This is a genomic window from Streptomyces sp. NPDC087215 (assembly GCF_044744885.1).
Classification (GTDB): Bacteria; Actinomycetota; Actinomycetes; order Streptomycetales; family Streptomycetaceae; genus Streptomyces.
In genome coordinates this window covers 455,221-469,701 of record NZ_JBIUZD010000005.1, presented here as the reverse complement: position 1 = coordinate 469,701, position 14,481 = coordinate 455,221, and the positions used below count along the sequence as shown (strand labels likewise).

Annotated in this window: 15 protein-coding genes; 8 read left to right on the top strand and 7 right to left on the bottom strand. The window is 72.4% G+C overall.

Going from position 1 to position 14,481, the window contains the following annotated elements; translation table 11 throughout:
- Positions 1-21 precede the first annotated feature (21 nt).
- Entirely contained in the window at positions 22-189 is a 168-nt protein-coding gene (locus ACIO92_RS17430) for a DUF3117 domain-containing protein (protein WP_069086806.1), read from the top strand.
- 177 nt (positions 190-366) lie between these two features.
- Here the strand turns inward: ACIO92_RS17430 and ACIO92_RS17425 are convergent, their stop codons facing one another.
- Positions 367-1,032 (bottom strand): O-methyltransferase, encoded by a 666-nt coding sequence (locus ACIO92_RS17425; RefSeq protein ID WP_366440150.1) that lies wholly within the window; start codon positions 1,030-1,032, stop codon positions 367-369.
- 141 nt (positions 1,033-1,173) lie between these two features.
- Between ACIO92_RS17425 and sigE the strand changes: the two genes are divergently transcribed.
- From sigE to ACIO92_RS17400, 5 genes are all read left to right on the top strand, one after another.
- Entirely contained in the window at positions 1,174-1,932 is a 759-nt protein-coding gene (gene sigE, locus ACIO92_RS17420; RefSeq protein ID WP_351795674.1) for an RNA polymerase sigma factor SigE, read from the top strand.
- Positions 1,929-2,861, top strand: coding sequence for a zf-HC2 domain-containing protein (locus ACIO92_RS17415; RefSeq protein WP_366440151.1), 933 nt, complete (start codon positions 1,929-1,931; stop codon positions 2,859-2,861). The genes sigE and ACIO92_RS17415 overlap by 4 nt, the downstream gene beginning before the upstream one ends.
- A 76-nt stretch (positions 2,862-2,937) precedes the next feature.
- Positions 2,938-4,818 (top strand): trypsin-like peptidase domain-containing protein, encoded by a 1,881-nt coding sequence (locus tag ACIO92_RS17410; RefSeq protein ID WP_402060593.1) that lies wholly within the window; start codon positions 2,938-2,940, stop codon positions 4,816-4,818.
- A gap of 91 nt (positions 4,819-4,909) precedes the next feature.
- Entirely contained in the window at positions 4,910-5,398 is a 489-nt protein-coding gene (locus ACIO92_RS17405) for a sec-independent translocase (RefSeq protein ID WP_401242635.1), read from the top strand.
- A gap of 74 nt (positions 5,399-5,472) precedes the next feature.
- Positions 5,473-6,099, top strand: coding sequence for a hypothetical protein (locus ACIO92_RS17400; RefSeq protein ID WP_366440154.1), 627 nt, complete (start codon positions 5,473-5,475; stop codon positions 6,097-6,099).
- 123 nt (positions 6,100-6,222) lie between these two features.
- Here the strand turns inward: ACIO92_RS17400 and ACIO92_RS17395 are convergent, their stop codons facing one another.
- From ACIO92_RS17395 to ACIO92_RS17385, 3 genes are read right to left on the bottom strand one after another with little or no spacing between them, the layout of a single operon-like run.
- Entirely contained in the window at positions 6,223-7,356 is a 1,134-nt protein-coding gene (locus ACIO92_RS17395) for an Mrp/NBP35 family ATP-binding protein (RefSeq protein WP_366440155.1), read from the bottom strand.
- 44 nt (positions 7,357-7,400) lie between these two features.
- Complete coding sequence (locus tag ACIO92_RS17390; RefSeq protein ID WP_366440156.1) at positions 7,401-7,952, bottom strand: DUF1003 domain-containing protein; 552 nt, start codon at positions 7,950-7,952, stop codon at positions 7,401-7,403.
- Positions 7,942-9,225: a magnesium transporter MgtE N-terminal domain-containing protein gene (locus tag ACIO92_RS17385; RefSeq protein WP_366440157.1), complete on the bottom strand. Its 1,284-nt coding sequence runs from the start codon at positions 9,223-9,225 to the stop codon at positions 7,942-7,944. Before ACIO92_RS17385 ends, ACIO92_RS17390 begins: the two co-directional genes overlap by 11 nt.
- A 272-nt stretch (positions 9,226-9,497) precedes the next feature.
- On the opposite strand from ACIO92_RS17385, the gene ACIO92_RS17380 reads away from it, so the two are divergent.
- Positions 9,498-10,256 carry a hypothetical protein gene (locus tag ACIO92_RS17380; RefSeq protein ID WP_402281608.1) on the top strand — a complete coding sequence of 253 codons (759 nt, stop codon included), beginning with the start codon at positions 9,498-9,500 and terminating at the stop codon, positions 10,254-10,256.
- A gap of 22 nt (positions 10,257-10,278) precedes the next feature.
- On the opposite strand, the gene ACIO92_RS17375 is transcribed toward ACIO92_RS17380, so the two are convergent.
- Together ACIO92_RS17375 and ACIO92_RS17370 are read right to left on the bottom strand one after the other, a co-directional pair.
- Positions 10,279-10,785 (bottom strand): hypothetical protein, encoded by a 507-nt coding sequence (locus tag ACIO92_RS17375; RefSeq protein WP_366440159.1) that lies wholly within the window; start codon positions 10,783-10,785, stop codon positions 10,279-10,281.
- 90 nt (positions 10,786-10,875) lie between these two features.
- A complete protein-coding gene (locus ACIO92_RS17370) occupies positions 10,876-12,003 on the bottom strand; it encodes a magnesium and cobalt transport protein CorA (RefSeq protein WP_366440160.1) in 1,128 nt (375 codons plus the stop codon).
- Between the two features lie 423 nt (positions 12,004-12,426).
- Between ACIO92_RS17370 and ACIO92_RS17365 the strand changes: the two genes are divergently transcribed.
- Positions 12,427-13,011: a suppressor of fused domain protein gene (locus ACIO92_RS17365; protein ID WP_351795705.1), complete on the top strand. Its 585-nt coding sequence runs from the start codon at positions 12,427-12,429 to the stop codon at positions 13,009-13,011.
- A 116-nt stretch (positions 13,012-13,127) separates the two neighbouring features.
- On the opposite strand, the gene ACIO92_RS17360 is transcribed toward ACIO92_RS17365, so the two are convergent.
- Positions 13,128-14,369: an MFS transporter gene (locus ACIO92_RS17360; protein ID WP_402281611.1), complete on the bottom strand. Its 1,242-nt coding sequence runs from the start codon at positions 14,367-14,369 to the stop codon at positions 13,128-13,130.
- Positions 14,370-14,481: the final 112 nt, after the last annotated feature.

The following is a 14,481-nucleotide window of genomic DNA, read 5'->3' as shown; positions in this document are numbered from 1 at the left end:
GTTTCAGGAAGGGGAACGAGCATGGCGGCCATGAAGCCGCGGACGGGTGACGGCCCGCTCGAGGTGACCAAGGAGGGGCGGGGCATTGTCATGCGCGTTCCGCTCGAAGGCGGCGGCCGGCTCGTCGTCGAGCTGACCCCGGACGAGGCCGGGGCGCTGGGCGACGCCCTGAAGAAGGTCGTCGGCTGACCCCGGTTCTCCACGATCCTCACCGCTGCCCCGGTACGGCCCCGCCGTCCCGGGGCAGCGGCGTGTCGGCGCCACGACACGCCCCGCGCGAGCCCGCCGCACACCCGTGCGGGCGAGCCGGGCGACAGCGGCGGCACACGGTGGTCACGGAACCGCCGGGCACCCGCGCGGGCGGGGTCAGCCCCGGCGGACCGCGCAGAGCAGACCGTCGCCCACCGGCAGCAGCGAAGGGATGAGTTCCGGGCTCTCCCGGACCGCGCGCAGCAGCTCCCGCACCCGCTGGACCTCCGGCGGCTGGGCCGCCGAGTCGACCGTGCGGCCCTCCGCGAAGACGCCCTCGAAGCAGACGAGGCCGCCCGGCCGCAGCAGGCGCAACGATTCAGCGAGATAGTCCAGGTACTCCAGCCGGTCCCCGTCGCAGAACACGAGGTCGTACCCGCCGTCCGCGAGCCGGGGCAGGACGTCCAGGGCCCGGCCGGGGATGAACCGGGCCCGGTTCCCCGCGAAGCCCGCCGCCCGGAACGCCGTCTTGGCCAGCTGCTGCCGCTCCGGCTGGAGGTCCACCGTGGTCAGGACCCCGTCGGGACGCATCCCGAGGAGCAGATAGATCCCGGACACGCCCGTGCCCGTGCCGATCTCCGCCACCGCCTTCGCGTCCGCCGTCGCGGCCAGCAGGCGCAGCGCGCCGCCGGTCCCGGGGGACACCGAGGGCAGCCTTGCCTCCCTGGCCCGCTCCCGGGCCCAGCGCAGAGCGTCGTTCTCGGCGACAAAGGCGTCGGCGAACGACCAGCTCGTCTGCCGGTTGGCGGTAATGGCCCTCTCCTGTCCCCTTAGTTGACGCAACGGTGACTGTATCCGCTGTCAGCGGGAACCCGCAGATGGGACCGGGCGTTCACCAGGGGAAGGACGCGACAGGAGACAGCCGGTGACCCGGCTCCAAATTCGCGTAAAGATTCTTATCCGGAGCTAACGGGCGAGGTGGCTATGGTAGGGGCTCCACTGGACACCACCAGAGCCGACAGGGGAGGTGCGGCTGCGCCTGTGGATCGGGGAGGAGTGCTTCGGCGTCTTCTCAGGTCGGCGGGTGAGCCGAAATCCGTGACCGACACCGCTGACCGTTTCCGCACGACCGACTCCGCTCCCACCACCGCGACCTTCGCATCGGATGCGGAATCGCCGGCGTGGACCCCTCCCACCTGGGAGGAGATCGTCAGCACGCACAGCGGCCGGGTCTACCGGCTGGCCTACCGCCTGACCGGCAACCAGCACGACGCCGAGGACCTCACCCAGGAGGTCTTCGTCCGCGTCTTCCGCTCGCTGTCGACCTACACCCCGGGCACCTTCGAGGGCTGGCTGCACCGCATCACCACCAACCTCTTCCTCGACATGGTCCGCCGCAAGCAGCGCATCCGCTTCGACGCGCTCGCCGACGACGCCGCCGAGCGGCTCCCCAGCCGCGAGCCCTCCCCGCAGCAGGTGTTCAACGACACGCACTTCGACGCCGACGTGCAGCAGGCCCTCGACACCCTGGCGCCCGAGTTCCGCGCCGCCGTGGTCCTCTGCGACATCGAGGGACTGTCGTACGAGGAGATCGCCGCCACCCTCGGTGTGAAGCTCGGCACCGTCCGCAGCCGGATCCACCGCGGCCGCTCCCACCTGCGCAAGGCCCTCAAGCACCGGTCGCCCGAAGCACGGGCGGAGCGTGCCCTGGCCTCCGTCGGATGGGAGGCGGGGACAGCGTGAGCGGTAGCCCTTCCTCGTCTCCGACCCCTGCCGAACACCACCTCGGAGACCGGCTGGCCGCGCTCGTCGACGGCGAGCTCGGCCACGACGCCCGCGAGCGGGTCCTCGCCCACCTGGCGACCTGCGCCCGCTGCAAGGCCGAGGCCGACGCGCAGCGCACCCTCAAGAGCGTCTTCGCCTCCGCCGCGCCCCCACCGCTCTCCGAAGGCTTCCTCGCCCGCCTCCAGGGGTTGCCCGGGGGTCCTGGCGGCTCCGGAGGACCCCGGGGACCCCTCGAAGAACTCCTCGACGCCGGGGGAGTGAGGTCCGACGGCTTCGCCACCGCCGCGGTCGTGACCCCGCACGCCCCGCAACCCGGCTTCCGCATCCACGAGGTCGCCGACCGCGCGCCCGGTTCCGCCGGACGCGGCCGCAGGTTCGCCTTCGTGGCGGCCAGCGCGGTCTCCTTCGCGGCCATCGCCCTCGGCGGGACCCTGCCCCTGGACGCCTCCGTGAGCGCGAGCGCGCGCGGCGGCCAGGGCACCGGCAGCGCGGTCACCCCGCTGCGCACCGGCACCGCGGCGCCCGGCACGAGCACGCCCGTCTCCCGGGGCACCCGCTCCGGGGAGCGGTCCGGCGCCCAGTCCGTCCTGGCGGGACAGTCCACCACGGGTGCCCCGGCCACCCCGGTGACGCCCCTCTCCGCGGTGCGGGGGCCGGTCGCCGCGACCGGTCAGGGCACGGTCCCGGCGGGCGCCGTCCCGCCGGACGCGGTCCGTTCCCCCGCCACCCCGCTGCTCTCCGTCCGCCTCCAGAACCAGTCCTCGCAGTCGTTCCTGGCCCTGTCCCCGTTCATACGCCCGACGAGCCCGGCCCTCCAGCTGGCCTTCGCCCCCGGGCCCAGTCCGGTGGCGAGCCCGACGACCGGCCCGCTCGGCTCCCACCGCTGACCCGCGACCTGGTTGAATCCAGGGACACGGGCGCCCGACCCAGGGGCGCGGACGGGCCAGCGGTTGCGGGGAGAGCATGAACGACGGGAAACCGAACTGGTGGAGCCGGCCTTCGGAGACGCCGGAGGCGGCGCGGATACCCACGCCGCCGCCGGCCGAGGACGGCGACGGTGACTTTCCGCTGCCCGCCCCCCGGCCGCACACCGGCCAGGACGTGACAGATCCGGTGGACCAGCCGGACTCGACGGACCGGAAGGCCCCGGCCGCCGCCGGGGAGGCCGCTTCCGAGGCGGGGGCCCCGGGCCCCTCACCGGAGCGCACCACCGGACTTCACGAGCCGGAGGCCGTCACCGGGCCGTACGAGCCGGAGGCCGTCACGGAGCCGTACGGGCCCGAGGCCGTCGCCGGGACGTCCCAGCCCGAGCCCGGAGCGCTCGCCGGGCCCTACGGGACCGAGGCCCTCGCCGGGCCGTACGAGCCCCGGCCCGAGACCCTCGCCGGGCCCCCCGCCGAACCCGCCCCCGCGCCCGTCCTGCTGACCAAGGACGAGCCCGTGGGTCCGGCCGCCCCCATGGACGCGGCCCCCGGTGGCGCCCCCGCCCCCCTGCACGCCCCCGACGAGTACCGGACGCCTCCCTACGGGGAGCCGGGACCGTGGGCGCCCGCGCCGCCCGTGCGGCACCCGGCGGCGCCCGTACCGCCCCATCAGGCCGCCGCCCCGCCCCCCGTACCGCCGCACCCCCACGCCCAGCCGCACATGCCGGGTGCGGGGGCGCCCTGGGTGCAGTACGACCCCTGGGGGACCGGTGGGCCCGGACTCCCGCCCGCGCCCGCGAAGAAGTCCCGCAAGGGACTCGCCCTCGCCGGGGCGCTCGCCTTCGCGCTCGTCACCGGGGTCATCGGCGGCGGCATCGGCGCCTACGTCGAGCGCAACGGCGGACTCACCACCGTCGAACTGCCGCAGGCGGCGGCCGGGGAGACCGGCCGGGCTCCCGAAAGCGTCGCCGGGATCGCCGCCAGCGCGCTGCCCGGCGTGGTCACCCTGCACGTCAAGGGCGGCGGCTCGTCCGGCACCGGCACCGGCTTCGTCCTCGACACCAAGGGCCACATCCTCACCAACAACCACGTCGTCGACGCCGCCGAGTCCTCGAAGGACATCACGGTGACGTTCTCCAGCGGCGAGACCGCCCGCGCCCGGCTCATCGGCAAGGACACCGGCTACGACCTGGCCGTCGTCCAGGTCACCGGCGTCTCGGGGCTCAAGCCGCTGCCGCTCGGCAACTCCGACGACGTCCGGGTCGGCGACCCCGTCGTCGCCATCGGCGCCCCCTTCGACCTGTCCAACACGGTCACCTCCGGCATCATCAGCGCCAAGGAACGGCCGATCACCGCGGGCGGCGAGAAGGGCGACGGCAGTGACATCAGCTATGTCGACGCCCTCCAGACCGACGCCCCCATCAACCCCGGCAACTCCGGCGGTCCGCTCCTCGACTCCAAGGCACGGGTCGTCGGCATCAACAGCGCCATCCGGGCCGCGGGCGGCTCCGGGGAGGGCGAGGGCGCCGGAGCCAGCCAGCCCGGCTCCATCGGCCTCGGCTTCGCCATACCGATCAACCAGGGCAAGCGGGTCGCCGAGGAGCTCATCAACACCGGCAAGGCCACCCACCCCGTCATCGGCGTCAGCCTCGACATGCAGTTCAACGGCGACGGCGCCCGCGTCGGCGAGAAGGGCAAGGACGGCACCGCGTCCGTCACGCCCGACGGCCCGGCGGCCAGGGCCGGGCTCCGGCCCGGGGACGTCATCACCAAGGTCGACGGCCAGCGCGTGCACAACGGCGAGGAGCTGATCGTGAAGATCCGCGCCCACCGCCCGGGGGACCGGCTGGCGCTCACCCTGAACCGCGACGGCAAAGAGCTGACAAAGACGTTGACCCTCGGATCCTCACAGGGCGGCTGAGCGCCATCCGGCGGACACCGGGAGGTACCCGTCCGGCAGTTTCGGCGGGTACCGTGGACCGGGCCCTGGACCGGCGTGAAGGAGCTACTAGGTGTTCAGCGACATAGGCGCACTCGAACTGGTGACGCTCGTGGTCCTCGCCGTGCTCGTCTTCGGGCCGGACAAGCTCCCGAAGATGATCCAGGACGTCTCGCGCTTCGTGCGGAAGATCCGTGAGTTCTCGGACGGCGCGAAGGAGGACATCCGCAGCGAGCTGGGGCCGGACTTCAAGGACTTCGAGTTCGAGGACCTCAACCCCAAGACGTTCCTCCGCAAGCAGATGGAGCAGAACGAGGACCTGAGGGAGCTCAAGGAACTCCGCGGCAGCTTCGACCTCCGCAAGGAGATGAACGAGGTCGCCGACGCGGTCCACGGCCGCGAGCCGCAGCCGACCGCCGTCAACGGGACCCCCGTCAACGGCGCTCCGGTGAACGGCTCCGGCGGCGCGGGGACCGCCCCCGGCGGCACCCCGGACCTCCTCAAGAAGCAGGACAAGCCGGACACCGGCGAGCGTCCTCCGTACGACTCCGACGCGACCTGACGACGGGCCGTCACCGGTCCGGCGCCTCCCGGTGGCTATCCTCCCTCTGTCGATCGAACGAGGAGGCGGCCTAGATGGAGACCACGAGTCCGGTGGAGGGCGTGCCCACGGCCCGGCGGACCGCCGAGGGCTATCTGCGGGCGCCCTTCGCCTGGTACGGACTGGACGAGGCCTTCACCGGGCCCCGCTGGCTCATGCAGGTGGGCACGGCGGCGGACGGCAGCGTGCAGCACGGTTCGACCGGCCACGGTGACGTCCCGTCGATAAAGTCCGACGCGAGCGGCACGGAGAAGGAGCGGTTCGCGGTCGTCGTCACCGTCGCCGCCAGCCCGGTCCGCCGCACCGGGGACGGCACCGGTGTCCTCGACGCCACCACGGTCTCCTCGGCCGCCTGGCTGGCGGGCAGCGGACTGCTCGTCCACACCTGGCCCGCCTCGCTCGACCACATGACCCGGGACAACTGGCTGGACCAGCAGACCGAGACCGCGTTCGAACTGGCCGACGACCTCGAAGGACCGGACTGGTCGTCGCTCTCGCTGCCGGTGGACGGGGTCCCGGTGACCTTCCACTACCGCGAGACCGAGTTCGGCTGGGTCCTCGCCGGGTCCGCCGACGGCGTCCACATCGGGGCGTACGGGCGGGGCATGAGCGCGTACGGGCTCGGCTTCTCGCAGATCAAGGACCTCGACGCGTACGCCTGACCGGGCGCGTCCGGGAGCACGGATGAGCGGGTCCGCCCGACCCGCCGCCCGACCCGACCCGCCGCGCGCATCCGGTACGACGAAAGGGCGCCCCCACCAGGGGGCGCCCTTTCCGGTGACGCGTCAGAACTTGTTGCGCGGGGTGATGCCCAGGCTCATGCCGGAGAGCCCACGCTGGCGCCCGCCGAGCTTGCCCGCGATGGCGCGCAGGGCCGCGCCCGCCGGGGAGTCCGGGGCCGACAGGACGACCGGCCGGCCGTCGTCGCCACCCTCCCGGAGCCGTACGTCGATCGGGATCGAGCCCAGCAGCGGGACCGTCGCGCCGGTGGTCTTCGTCAGCCCGTCCGCGACCCGCTGGCCGCCGCCGGTACCGAACACGTCGACCATCTCGTCGCAGTGCGGACACGGCAGACCCGCCATGTTCTCGACCACACCGACGATCTTCTGGTGGGTCTGCACGGCGATCGAACCGGCGCGCTCGGCGACCTCCGCCGCCGCCTGCTGCGGGGTGGTGACGACCAGGATCTCCGCGTTCGGCACGAGCTGCGCGACCGAGATCGCGATGTCACCGGTGCCCGGGGGCAGATCGAGCAGGAGGACGTCCAGGTCACCCCAGTACACGTCCGCGAGGAACTGCTGGAGCGCCCGGTGCAGCATCGGGCCGCGCCACACCACGGGCGCGTTGCCCGGGGTGAACATGCCGATGGAGATGACCTTCACGCCGTTCGCCGACGGCGGCATGATCATGTTCTCGACCTGGGTCGGACGGCCGTCCGCGCCCAGCATCCGGGGCACGCTGTGGCCGTAGATGTCGGCGTCGACGACACCGACCTTCAGCCCGTCGGCGGCCATCGCCGCGGCCAGGTTCACGGTGACCGACGACTTGCCGACACCGCCCTTGCCCGAGGCCACCGCGTACACCCGGGTCAGCGAACCCGGTTTCGCGAAGGGCACCTCGCGCTCGGCGCTCGTGCCGCGCAGCGCCGCCGCGAGCTCCTTGCGCTGTTCGTCGCTCATCACGTCCAGCGAGACCTCGACGGCGGTGACACCCTCGACCCGGGAGACGGCATCCGTCACGCGCTGCGTGATGGTGTCGCGCATCGGGCAGCCGGAGACGGTCAGATAGACCGTCACGGCGACCTTGCCGTCCGGTTCGATCTCCACCGACTTGACCATGCCGAGCTCGGTGATCGGCTTGTTGATCTCAGGGTCGTTCACCGTCGCCAGTGCTTCGAGGACCGCGTCTTCCGTAGCCATACCGACGATGGTACGGCGCGGACCACCGGCCCATGAAAGCCCCGTCAACGGTCGGGTACGTCACTTCCCCGGTCCTCGCCGTACGGGAAGAGGTCCCGGCGCTCCTCCAGCTCCCGCACCAGGTCCTGGAGCTCCGAGCGGATCCAGTCGCGGGTCGCCACCTCGCCGAGGCCCATCCGCAGCGCCGCGATCTCCCGGGTCAGGTACTCGGTGTCCGCGATCGACCGCTCGTTCTGCTTCCGGTCCTGTTCGAGATTGACCCGGTCCCGGTCGTCCTGCCGGTTCTGCGCGAGCAGGATCAGCGGCGCCGCGTACGAGGCCTGGAGGGACAGCGCGAGCGTCAGGAAGATGAACGGGTACTCGTCGAACTTCAGCGAACCCGGCGCGAAGATGTTCCAGACGACCCACACGATGATCGTGAGCGTCATCCAGACCAGGAACCTGCCCGTCCCCAGGAACCGGGCGATCCGCTCCGAGATCCGCCCGAAGGCCTCGGGGTCGTACTCCGGGAGCAGTCTGGCCCGCCGCTCGCGCGGCTGGTCGAGCCGGACTCGGGAGACCGGCCGGTCCCGGTCCTGGGTGCGCTCAGCGGCCATGCCCGGCCCCCTCCTCGTGGAACTCGGTCTCCCGCCAGTCCTCCGGCAGCAGATGGTCGAGGACGTCGTCGACGGTGACCGCGCCGAGCAGCGAGCCGCTCTCGTCCACCACCGGCGCCGCGACCATGTTGTACGCGGCGAGATAGCTGGTGACGGCGGGCAGCGGGGTGTCCGGGCCGAGCGGCGGCAGGTCGCTCTCCACGATCGAGCTGACGAGGGTGAACGGCGGGTCGCGCAGCAGCCGCTGGAAGTGGATCGTGCCCAGGTACTTGCCGGTCGGCGTCTCGTCCGGCGGCCGGCACACGTACACCTGGGCGGCGAGCGCGGGCGACAGGTCCTGCTGGCGGACCCGGGCCAGCGCGTCGGCGACCGTGGCGTCCGGCCGCAGCACGATCGGCTCCGTCGTCATCAGACCGCCCGCCGTGCGCTCCTCGTACGACATCAGGCGCCGTACGTCGGCCGCCTCGTCCGGCCGCATCAGGGTCAGCAGCCGCTCCTTGTCCTCCTCGGGCAGCTCCGACAGCAGGTCGGCCGCGTCGTCCGGGTCCATCGCCTCCAGGACGTCGGCCGCCCGCTCCTCCTTCAGCTTGCCGATGATCTCGACCTGGTCGTCCTCCGGCAGCTCCTCGAGGACGTCGGCGAGCCGGTCGTCGTCGAGCGCCGCCGCCACCTCCACCCGCCGCTTCGGGGACAGGTGGTGCAGCGCGTTGGCCACGTCGGCGGGCCGCAGCCGCTCGAAGGTGGCGACCAGGCTCTCGGCGCCCTGCCCGTTCTCCTCCAGGGAGAAGCCGGTGACGCCCGACCAGTCCACGGTCAGCGTCTCGGCCTTCCGGCGCAGTGCCCCGCCCTTGCCGCGCCGGACGAAGACCTTGTCGATCTCCCATTCGCGGCGGGCGGGCAGCTGCTGGACGGCGACGTCGAGGACGGTGACCTCCTCGCCCTCCTCCCCGCCGGGCCCCACGAGCCGGACCCGCCGGTCGAGGAGTTCGCCGAGGACGAGCCGCTCGGTCGGCCGCTGCTCGAAGCGGCGCATGTTGACCACACCGGTGGTGATGACCTGGCCGGACGCCACCCCGGTGATCCGGGTCATCGGCACGAACACCCGGCGGCGGCTGAGCACCTCCACCACCATGCCGAGCAGCCGGGGCGGTCTGCGGCCGACCCGCAGCATGGCCACCAGGTCGCCGACCCGGCCGACCTGGTCGCCGACGGGATCGAAGACGGGGACCCCCGCGAGGTGGGAGACGAAGATCCGGGGGGCGCCTGCCGCCATGCCACGCGCCTCCTCGGTGCCGCACGATTCGAGTCATTGCCGAGCTTTGCCTGATTCAGGCTAGCCCGTACCGATCCACCCCGCCCCGGCAGCGACTCCGGACGGCCCCCGCAGGGGCCGTCGTCCGGTCCGGGTACGCTGCGGACTGCCGTCCCCCACCGGCACGCCGACGTCCCCCCGTCCGGCGTCCCCGAGCAGCACGGACGGCCGCCGCCCCGGTTCTCCCCGTACGGCCGCGGCCTGTGTCCCCCATGCCAGGAGAGGTAGCGCAGATGCCCTTTCGCGCCCCGTCGTCGCGTCTCCGCAGGGCCGTCGTGCCCCTGACGCTCTGCGCCGGTCTGACCGTGGGGACGGCGGCCTGCGCCGCCGACCCCGACGAGGGGACCAACGGGGTCGGGAGGCTCTCCGCGACCGAGATCGAGGGCAAGGCGCGGGACGCGGCGGACACCGCGAAGGCGGTCCGGCTGTCGGGCACCCTGGTCAGCAAGGGCGGCACGTTCAAGCTGAACATGCGGCTGCGGAAGGACGGCGCCGCCGGTTCCGTGACCACGAAGAACAGCACCTTCGAGCTGCTGCGGGTGGGTGACACCCTCTTCCTGAAGGCGGCGGCGGACTTCTGGTCCCACGACACCTCGGCCGACGGCTCCCCGTCGAAGACGGACTCCGAGGCCGCCGACAAGCTCGACGACAAGTTCGTGAAGGTGCCGCAGGGCGACCCCTCGTACAACCAGCTGCGCGGCTTCACCGACATGGGGCTGCTGCTCGCCGGTCTGACCGGGCTGCACGGCGAGAAGGTCAAGGGCGACCGGGACCAGATCGGCGGGATCCGTACGATCAAGGTGAAGGGCGGCGGGGACGGCGAGGGCGGCACCCTCGACGTGGCCCTGGACGGCGCCCCGTACCCGCTGAGGTTCGCCCGGGGCGGGGGAGCGGGTGTGGTGGTGCTCAGCGAGTGGAACAAGAACTTCCCGCTCGCCGAGCCGTCCAAGGAGGAGACCCTCGACTACGGCAAGCAGCTGCCCCGCACCTGAGCGGCCCTTCCGGCGGCGCGGGTCAGCGCTTGCGGCGCCGGAACAGCAGCTTCGGCAGGGCGGCGGGCGCGGGCTCGCGGGTGGTGGCGGGCGAGGGCAGCGGTACGGCGGCGAGGGAGCCGTCCGGCAGGTCCTCGTCCACCGCGCGCGGGTCGAGCCGCAGCACCCGGCACTCGCGCGCCCAGCGGGCGGTCATCGCCTCGCCGTCCGGCGCGTTGAGCCGCTTGCCCTTCAGCTCGGCCACGGCCGCGTCCCACTCCTCCGTACCGGGGGCGAGTTCGCGTACGGCGGCCGTCCAGCCGACGATCCGGCCGCCCTTGTCCTTGCTGCGGACCGTGACCTCGGCCGTACCGCCGTCCGTCAGGTCCGGCAGGGGCTGCTCGCCGGGGCCGTCGCCGACGAGGAGGGCGGCTCCGTCGTACCAGACGTGCCAGAGCGCGCGGGCCGGACCGCTGCCGCGCACCCACACCAGGCCGGACTTCTTGGTGGCCTCCTCGACGAGGGCGGACCCGAGCAGCTCTTCAGTCATGGCCCGAAGCCTAGGGGATGTCCGGCGGGCCGGGCCGGGCCCGCCGGACACCTTCCGGGGGAGGAACGGGGGAGGAGCCGGGGAGGCGCCCTACAGCCAGCCGTTCCGCTTGAGGGTGCGGTGGATGGTGAAGCAGATCACGACGATGCCGGTCAGCACCATCGGGTAGCCGTACTTCCAGTGCAGCTCGGGCATGTGGTCGAAGTTCATGCCGTACACGCCGCAGACCGCCGTGGGGACGGCGACGATCGCCGCCCACGAGGTGATCTTGCGCATGTCCTCGTTCTGCGCGACGGTCGCCTGCGCCAGGTTGGCCTGGAGGATCGAGTTGAGCAGTTCGTCGAAGCCGACGACCTGCTCCTGGACCCGGGCGAGGTGGTCGGCGACGTCCCGGAAGTACTTCTGGATGTCGGGGTCCACCAGCCGCATGGGCCGCTCGCTGAGCAGCTGCATGGGCCGCATGAGCGGGGTGACGGCCCGCTTGAACTCCAGGACCTCACGCTTCAGCTGGTAGATCCGGCCGGTGTCCGTGCCGCGCGTGGAGCCCTTCGCGGCGGGCGAGAAGACATCGATCTCCAGCTGGTCGATGTCGAGTTCGACGGCGTCGGCGACCGCGATGTAACCGTCGACGACGTGGTCGGAGAGGGCGTGCAGGACGGCCGAGGGGCCCTTGACGAGCAGCTCCGGCTCGCCCTGGAGGCGGTGCCGCAGATTGCGCAGCGAGCCCTGGCCGCCGTGCCGGACGGTGATGACGAAGTCGGGGCCGGTGAAGCACATGACCTCGCCGGTCTCGACGACCTCGCTGGTCGCGGTCAGCTCGGCGTGCTCGACGTAGTGGATGGTCTTGAAGACGGTGAAGAGGGTGTCGTCGTACCGCTCCAGCTTGGGCCGCTGGTGGGCGTGGACGGCGTCCTCGACGGCGAGCGGGTGCAGTCCGAACTCGGCGGCGATCCCGGCGAATTCGGCCTCGGTCGGCTCGTGGAGTCCGATCCAGGCGAAACCGCCGCTCTCCCGCACCTGCTGCATCGCGCCGCGCGGGGTGAGGCACTCGCGGTCGTCGATCCGGCGTCCGTCGCGGTAGACGGCGCAGTCGACCACGGCACTGGAGGCGGAGTGGTCGCGGGTGGGGTCGTACGCGGTGTACGCGGTCGGGGTCCTGCGCAGCGGGTGCAGCAGGCTGGGACGGACGGCGGCGCGCAGGTCACGGATCATCGACATGGGCATACTCCTTCACGGAGGGCCGTCGGCGAGCACGGCACAGCCCGGAATGGGGACGTGGAGCTATTGCGTCGTCCACAAAGCGGGCGGCACCGAAGGGACGCGGTGACGGCGTTCGCTACTGACAGGCAAAGGCGAAATGCTCTTCCGTCATGCGAGAAGCCGGAGAAGGAGATCCGTGCGGACCTGTGATCACCGGAGAGACGTGGGCACCTGGCTGGGGTGCGGGCCGGAAGAGCGGCTGGTACTACCCGATCGACTTCGGTCCATCGCAGCCCCACCTCCTCCGGTCGGTCCCTCGTGAGGGATGACGTGTGACGAGTAGCCGGGAGTTCGGGACTCCCGACCAGCGGCCAAGACTATCAGCCGACTGATGGTCAATCCCTTATTTTGCCCGTTCCATACGCGCTTTATGCTCAACCCATGGGAGAAGTTCTTGCTCTGGTCGAGGCCCGGTTGCGTACGGCCCTCGGGGAACCGGACGCGCGGGCCGCGGTGACGTTCCTCGGCACGGACCGGATCGAGGTCCTCCGCTTCATCGACGGCGATCTCGTGCGGTACGCGACCCTCGGCATGTCCGCCCAGCCGATGGCCGACCCCACCGCCACCCTCGCCGATCCGGTCGCGGGACCGCGCGCCGAACTCGTCCTCACCGTGCGGGGCGGGCTCGCCGACACCGACAAGGTGCTGCGCCCGCTGGCCGTGCTCGCCTCCACCCCGCAGGTGGAGGGCGTGGTCGTGGCCCCGGGCGCCTCGCTCGACGTGGGCGAGCCGCTCTGGCCGGGTGCCGCCTTCGGCTCGGTCCTCGTCGCGGAGTCCGGCGGCCTGGTTGCGGACCTGGAGCTCGACGGGCCGATGGACCCGGTGCGCTTCCTGCCCCTCCTCCCGATGACCGCGAACGAGGCCGCCTGGAAGCGGGTGCACGGGGCGCAGGCCCTGGAGGAGCGCTGGCTGGCCCGGGGGACGGACCTGCGCGACCCGCTGCGGAGGTCCGTGGATCTGGACTGAGGGGTGGGGGCGGGGAGGGCCGGTGGCGGGGAGGGCGTGGGGGCTCACTGGTCCCGTCAGCCCCGTCAGCCCCGTCAGCCCCGCCGGTCACGCCGGTCACGCTGGTCACGCCCGGCTCAGTCGGCGAAGACGCCCACGCCGTCCTCCGTGGCGTGCTCCGGTGCCTGCTCCGCCGCCTCGCGGGTGAGGGAGGTGCGCCGGACACCGACGATCGCGGCCCCGGTGACCGCCGCCGCGCCCGCCACCAGGAACGGCACGTGGACGTCGGTCCACTCCTCGATCTTCGGGGCGAAGTAGGGGGCCGCCGCCGCGGCGAACCAGCGGACGAAGTTGTAGCCCGCGCTCGCCACCGGTCGCGGGGCGTCGGAGACGCCGAGCGCCAGCTCGGTGAACACGGTGTTGCTGACGCCGATGAACGCGCCCGACAGGACCGTGCAGACGATCGCGGTGGTGTGGTCGCCGTACCCGAGCACCACCACGTCGGCGGCGAGCAGGACGAGTGAGCCGCCGAGCACCGGGAGCGAGCCGAGGCGCCGCTGGAGCCGGGGTGCGACCAGCACGGAGAAGACGGCGAGCAGCAGACCCCACGCGAAGAACACCGCGCCGGACTCGTACGGCGTCATGTCCAGGACGAACGGGGTGAAGGCGAGCACGGTGAAGAACGCGTAGTTGTAGAAGAAGGCCGCGGCCGCCGCCGAGGCGAGCCCGCCGTGGCCGAGCGCCCGGACCGGGTCCAGCAGCGAGGTCCTGCGGGCGGGCTTCGGCTGTTCCCGGAGGAACACCGCGATGCACAGGAAGCCGACCGCCATCAGCGCCGCCGTGCCGAAGAACGGGTAGCGCCAGCTCGCGTCGCCGAGGACGGCGCCGAGGAGCGGTCCGCACGCCATGCCGAGGCCGAGCGCCGACTCGTAGAGCAGGATCGCTGCCGCGCTGCCGCCTGCCGCCGCTCCGACGATCACGGCGAGCGAGGTGGAGACGAAGAGCGCGTTGCCGAGGCCCCATCCCGCGCGGAAGCCGACCAGCTGGCCGACGGATTCGGAGGTGCCCGCGAGCGCCGCGAAGACGACGACGAGCGCGAGCCCGGCGAGCAGGGTCCGGCGTCCCCCGATGCGGCTGGAGACGAAGCCGGTGACCAGCATCGCCACGGCGGTGATGAGGAAGTACGAGGTGAAGAGCAGCGACACCTGGCCGGGGCTCGCGTCGAGGCCCTCGGCGATCGACGGGAGGATCGGGTCGACGAGCCCGATCCCCATGAAGGCCACCACGGAGGCGCCCGCGGTGGCCCAGACGGCGGGTGGCTGGCGGAGCGGGCCGCCCGCCGTCGCGTCCGAGTCCGCCGTGTCGTCTTCTCTCCGCATGGTGGGACTCCTCCGCGTCGGGACGGTTGCGAGGAACGCAAAATAAGTTAGAGCAGCTAATGAATGCAATATACATCTACATGTGGAAGGGGTGGCGGAAGGTCCGGTGGAG

What these genes read in the sequence shown, in the direction of transcription:
- ACIO92_RS17430 (WP_069086806.1), top strand. Translation starts at nt 22, where the DNA reads ATGGCGGCCATGAAGCCGCGGACGGGTGACGGCCCGCTCGAGGTGACC.
- ACIO92_RS17395 (WP_366440155.1), bottom strand. Translation starts at nt 7,356, where the DNA reads ATGGCTACGGAAGACGCGGTCCTCGAAGCACTGGCGACGGTGAACGAC.
- ACIO92_RS17370 (WP_366440160.1), bottom strand. Translation starts at nt 12,003, where the DNA reads ATGTCGATGATCCGTGACCTGCGCGCCGCCGTCCGTCCCAGCCTGCTG.
- ACIO92_RS17365 (WP_351795705.1), top strand. Translation starts at nt 12,427, where the DNA reads ATGGGAGAAGTTCTTGCTCTGGTCGAGGCCCGGTTGCGTACGGCCCTC.
- ACIO92_RS17410 (WP_402060593.1), top strand. Translation starts at nt 2,938, where the DNA reads ATGAACGACGGGAAACCGAACTGGTGGAGCCGGCCTTCGGAGACGCCG.
- ACIO92_RS17375 (WP_366440159.1), bottom strand. Translation starts at nt 10,785, where the DNA reads ATGACTGAAGAGCTGCTCGGGTCCGCCCTCGTCGAGGAGGCCACCAAG.
- ACIO92_RS17385 (WP_366440157.1), bottom strand. Translation starts at nt 9,225, where the DNA reads ATGGCGGCAGGCGCCCCCCGGATCTTCGTCTCCCACCTCGCGGGGGTC.
- sigE (WP_351795674.1), top strand. Translation starts at nt 1,174, where the DNA reads ATGGTAGGGGCTCCACTGGACACCACCAGAGCCGACAGGGGAGGTGCG.
- ACIO92_RS17400 (WP_366440154.1), top strand. Translation starts at nt 5,473, where the DNA reads ATGGAGACCACGAGTCCGGTGGAGGGCGTGCCCACGGCCCGGCGGACC.
- ACIO92_RS17360 (WP_402281611.1), bottom strand. Translation starts at nt 14,369, where the DNA reads ATGCGGAGAGAAGACGACACGGCGGACTCGGACGCGACGGCGGGCGGC.
- ACIO92_RS17380 (WP_402281608.1), top strand. Translation starts at nt 9,498, where the DNA reads ATGCCCTTTCGCGCCCCGTCGTCGCGTCTCCGCAGGGCCGTCGTGCCC.
- ACIO92_RS17390 (WP_366440156.1), bottom strand. Translation starts at nt 7,952, where the DNA reads ATGGCCGCTGAGCGCACCCAGGACCGGGACCGGCCGGTCTCCCGAGTC.